5 protein-coding genes are annotated in these 4,140 nt (G+C 55.0%); 2 read left to right on the forward strand and 3 right to left on the reverse strand.

Translation table 11 applies throughout. The features are described 5' to 3' along the window. Positions 1 to 743 (forward strand): alpha/beta fold hydrolase (locus M0974_RS29460; protein WP_297845363.1); only part of this gene is annotated, 743 nt, incomplete at its 5' end. A gap of 67 nt (positions 744 to 810) precedes the next feature. Here the strand turns inward: M0974_RS29460 and M0974_RS29465 are convergent. Next, entirely contained in the window at positions 811 to 2,682 is a 1,872-nt protein-coding gene (locus M0974_RS29465; protein WP_297845364.1) for a SurA N-terminal domain-containing protein, read from the reverse strand. A gap of 83 nt (positions 2,683 to 2,765) precedes the next feature. Here M0974_RS29465 and M0974_RS29470 point away from each other — a divergent pair, with 83 nt between their 5' ends. Next, entirely contained in the window at positions 2,766 to 2,915 is a 150-nt protein-coding gene (locus M0974_RS29470; protein WP_297845365.1) for a hypothetical protein, read from the forward strand. Here the strand turns inward: M0974_RS29470 and M0974_RS29475 are convergent. Continuing rightward, positions 2,912 to 3,184 carry an HU family DNA-binding protein gene (locus M0974_RS29475; RefSeq protein ID WP_002552737.1) on the reverse strand — a complete coding sequence of 91 codons (273 nt, stop codon included), beginning with the start codon at positions 3,182 to 3,184 and terminating at the stop codon, positions 2,912 to 2,914. The two genes, M0974_RS29470 and M0974_RS29475, sit on opposite strands and share 4 nt — an antisense overlap. 141 nt (positions 3,185 to 3,325) lie before the next feature. Further along, positions 3,326 to 4,140, reverse strand: an 815-nt coding sequence (locus M0974_RS29480) for a S16 family serine protease (RefSeq protein ID WP_297845366.1), incomplete at its 5' end; no start/stop codon positions are given.

A 4,140-nucleotide genomic window follows, 5' to 3' on the forward strand; every position in this document is an offset into this window, starting at 1 on the left:
AGATCGCCAGCGTGAGCCTGTTGACGACATTCCTTGATTACATCGATACCGGCCCCATCAGCGTGTTCGTCGATGAGCAACTGGTGGCCTACCGTGAGCGCACCATCGGCGGCCTGGATGGCCCAATCGGTGTGTTTCGTGGCGAGGACATGGGAAATACATTTTCCCTGCTGCGCCCCAACGACCTCTGGTGGAACTACAACGTCGACAAATACCTCAAGGGGAACAAACCCATTCCTCTTGACATGCTGTTCTGGAACAACGACAGCACCAACCTTCCTGGTCCGATGTACTGCTGGTACCTGCGCCATACGTACCTGCAGAACGACCTGAAGTCAGGAACGCTGGATTGCTGCGGGGTGAAGCTTGACCTACGGGCCATTGACGCTCCCGCCTACATCCTCGCTACCCATGATGACCATATCGTGCCCTGGAAGAGCGCCTACGCCAGTACCGCGCTGCTCTCAGGAACTAACCGTTTTGTATTGGGCGCGTCCGGGCATATCGCCGGCGTCATCAATCCTCCCGCCAAACAGAAACGTCACTATTGGACCAACAACCGAGTCACGAAAAACCCTGACACCTGGCTAAAGAATGCCGAACAACAGCCCGGCAGTTGGTGGATTGACTGGTTCGAATGGCTGGCCCGACACGCCGGCGAACGTCTGTCCGAGCTGAGCGGTGTCGGCAGTGCTGAATACCCGGCGCTGGAGCCAGCACCAGGCCGCTATGTAACACAATGATCGATTGCCTCTGACGGGACAAAAAGGCCGCTCAATGAGCGGCCTTCTTTTATAGCGGGATCAGACGTTAGAAACGTTCGATCTTCGCTTTGCTTTCCAGTTGTGCGCGGTAGGCAGCGAAATCCTGCTGACCGGCACGTGAAGCGAGGAAGCGGCGGTACTGCGATTTTTCTGCATCCGTAGGCGCTGCGGCTTGATTGACGCCGTTAAGGCGTACGATCACGAAACTGCCGTCTGCTGCTTTCAGGCTGCTGTACACCGGCTTGTCTTTGCCGGTGGGTTTCGGCATGCGGAACAGCGACTGCAACACCGCAGGTTCAACCCCTTCCTGACTGCGGCTTACTGCTTCCAGCACCTTCCAGCTTTGGCCGTCTTGCTTGGCCGCCAATGGAATCTTGCCATCGCGCAGACCGGCTAACAGCGCTTCGCCTTTGGCCTTGACCGCATCGCTTGCATGATTCTTCATCAATTGCGCACGAATGCTGCTGGCAACAGCTTCAAGGGGCAACTGCTCTGGCTGACGGTGCTCTTTAACGTGCACTACCACCGTGGTTTCTGGATCGAGGTCAAGAGCGGCACTGTTTGCGCCGTCCTCCAGCACTTCCCGGCTAAACGCAGCCTGGATGACAGCACGGTTGGCGGTAATGCCTTCACCGCCCTCGCGGCCGAACGGCGCAGAGGTTTGCACTTTCAGACCCAGTTCTTGCGCAGGCTGCACCAGATCCGACGCTTCGAACGCCGAGTCTTCAAGCTTCTTGGCTGCATCTACATAGCGCTGCTCAACCTGCTCCGATTTCAGATCGTGGGTCAGCTTGTCTTTCAAACTGGCGAACGTCGGCACTTGCGGTGCTTCAACACCCAGCAGCTTGATCAGGTGCCAGCCGAAACTGCTGCGCACCGGCACCGAGACCTGGTCTTTCTTCAGGTCGTACAACGCTTTCTCAAACGCAGGATCGTAAACACCCGGACCTGCATAACCCAAATCACCGCCTTTGCTGGCCGAACCCGGGTCCTGCGAAAACTCTTTGGCCAAGGCCGCAAAGTCTTCGCCTTTAGCCAAACGCTGTTGAATTTCTTCAACCTTCGCTTTGGCCTGGGCGTCCGTCATCTTGTCATTCACTTCGATCAGAATATGCGCAGCACGTCGCTGCTCGGCAAGGTTGCCGATTTCTTTCTGATACGCAGCCTGCAGATCAGCGTCTTTGACTTGAACCTGATCAAAGAAGACTGACTTCTTCAATTCGATGAAGTCGAGCACGACCTGCTCTGGGCTCATGAATTCTTTGGCGTGCTCGTCGTAGTGCGCTTTGACTTCAGCATCGGTCACTTTCGCAGCGGCGAGGTCAGGAGCAAACGTCAAAGTGGCGAAATCACGCGTCTGTTTTTCCAGACGGGCAAACGCTTCAACCTGGGCATCGGTCACGAAACTGCTGCCTGCCAAACCGGCGCGCACCTGACCGATCAGCATTTCCTCACCCATCATCTGGCGGAACTGCAACCGGCTGAAGCCCAACTGACGAATCACCTGGTCGAAACGATCAGCACTGAATTTACCGTCTACCTGAAACTCAGGTGTCTGCAAAATCTGTTGATCCAGCGCAGCTTCGGAGAAACCAAATTTGGAATCAGCAGCGCCTTCAAGCAACAATTTGCGATCCACCAGGCCTTTAAGCGCCGAGTCATGCAACATTTTTTCGTCCAGCAGTGCAGGATCGAAATCCTTACCCAACTGCTGGGCGAGCTGACGGCGCTGTATTTCAATCGCCTGACTCAACTCGCTTGTCGTGATCTCTTCGCCATTGACCTTGGCAGCATCCTGACTGGTGCTGGTGGCCCTGAAAAGAGCATCGAAACCGGTCAAGGCCATCAACGCAATGATCACGCCAATGATCGTCTTGGCTATCCAGCCTTGGGAATTGTCCCTGATATTCTGCAGCATGCGTCCCCCAGAAACGGTTGTACTGAATTAAACCAACCGCGGAGCGTGGGTAGAATCCGGAAAGAAGAAAGGCGCATCCGAGGATGCGCCTTCTCGTAACTGGCGGAGCGGTCGAGGCTCGATTCCGCGACCCTCGGTGTGCCAGCCGGGCTATTAACCTGCCGACGTACCGCTCCGCTGCCAGGGCAGAAATGACTCCGACCTGGATGGGCAAAGGCTTGAAAGACGCTTAGTTAACCGCTTCTTTCAATGCTTTACCGGCTTTGAAACCTGGTTTTTTAGCTGCAGCAATTTCCAGCGTCTTACCGGTCTGAGGGTTGCGACCGATACGAGCAGGACGATCTGTAACGGAGAAAGTACCAAAACCTACCAGTACAACAGAGTCGCCAGCCTTAAGAGCGCCAGTGACGGATTCGATTACTGCGTCCAGCGCACGGCCAGCAGCAGCTTTCGGGATATCAGCAGATGCAGCGATAGCATCAATCAGTTCCGACTTGTTCACTCTAAGTCCCCTTATATCTATATTGAGTACGTTTCTAAGTTTTTTGGTGTCAAGCAAAACGAGTGCTGAATGGCCTACAGACTCTTTAAGAGCCGCTTTATAACAAGGGCTCTAAAAAGCTGTCAAGGAAGGCCATGAAGACTAATGCGTGCTAATTCTTTCCTTAGCGTCAGACTCGCGTTTTTCATCCTTGGCTACCAGTTCGGGAGCCACATCCGGCAAGGGCTGCGGCGCGTATTGCAGCGCAATTTGCAGGACCTCGTCAATCCATTTAACCGGTTTAATCTGTAAGTCCCGCTTGATGTTGTCCGGAATCTCTTTCAGGTCGCGTACGTTCTCTTCCGGAATGATCACCGTTTTGATCCCGCCACGGTGCGCCGCGAGCAGTTTTTCCTTCAAACCACCGATGGCCAAAACCTGCCCCCGCAGAGTGATTTCACCGGTCATCGCCACGTCAGCACGCACAGGTATCTGGGTCAGCGCTGAAACAAGGGCCGTACACATGCCTACGCCTGCGCTAGGGCCATCTTTGGGCGTTGCGCCTTCCGGCATATGGATATGCGTGTCGCGCTTCTCGTGGAAGTCCAGAGGGATCCCCAGACTTTTGGCCCGACTGCGCACAACGGTCAATGCCGCCGTAATGGATTCGACCATTACGTCGCCCAGCGAACCGGTTTTGATCAACTGACCTTTACCCGGAACAACCGCTGCCTCAATGGTCAGCAATTCACCGCCGACTTGCGTCCACGCCAAGCCGGTCACTTGACCGATTTGATCTTGCTGCTCGGCCAAACCGTAGCGGAATTTGCGCACACCGAGGAAATCCTCAAGCATTTCCGCGGTTACACGCACCGAGAAGCGTTTTTCAAGCGCGTGTTCCTTAACCACTTTACGGCAGACTTTAGCAATCTGACGCTCCAGGCTACGCACGCCTGCTTCACGGGTGTAGTAACGGA

Source organism: Pseudomonas sp. (assembly GCF_026224925.1).
In the GTDB taxonomy this organism is placed as follows: domain Bacteria; phylum Pseudomonadota; class Gammaproteobacteria; order Pseudomonadales; family Pseudomonadaceae; genus Aquipseudomonas.

What these genes read in the sequence shown, in the direction of transcription:
- M0974_RS29465 (WP_297845364.1), bottom strand. Translation starts at nt 2,682, where the DNA reads ATGCTGCAGAATATCAGGGACAATTCCCAAGGCTGGATAGCCAAGACG.
- M0974_RS29470 (WP_297845365.1), top strand. Translation starts at nt 2,766, where the DNA reads ATGCGCCTTCTCGTAACTGGCGGAGCGGTCGAGGCTCGATTCCGCGAC.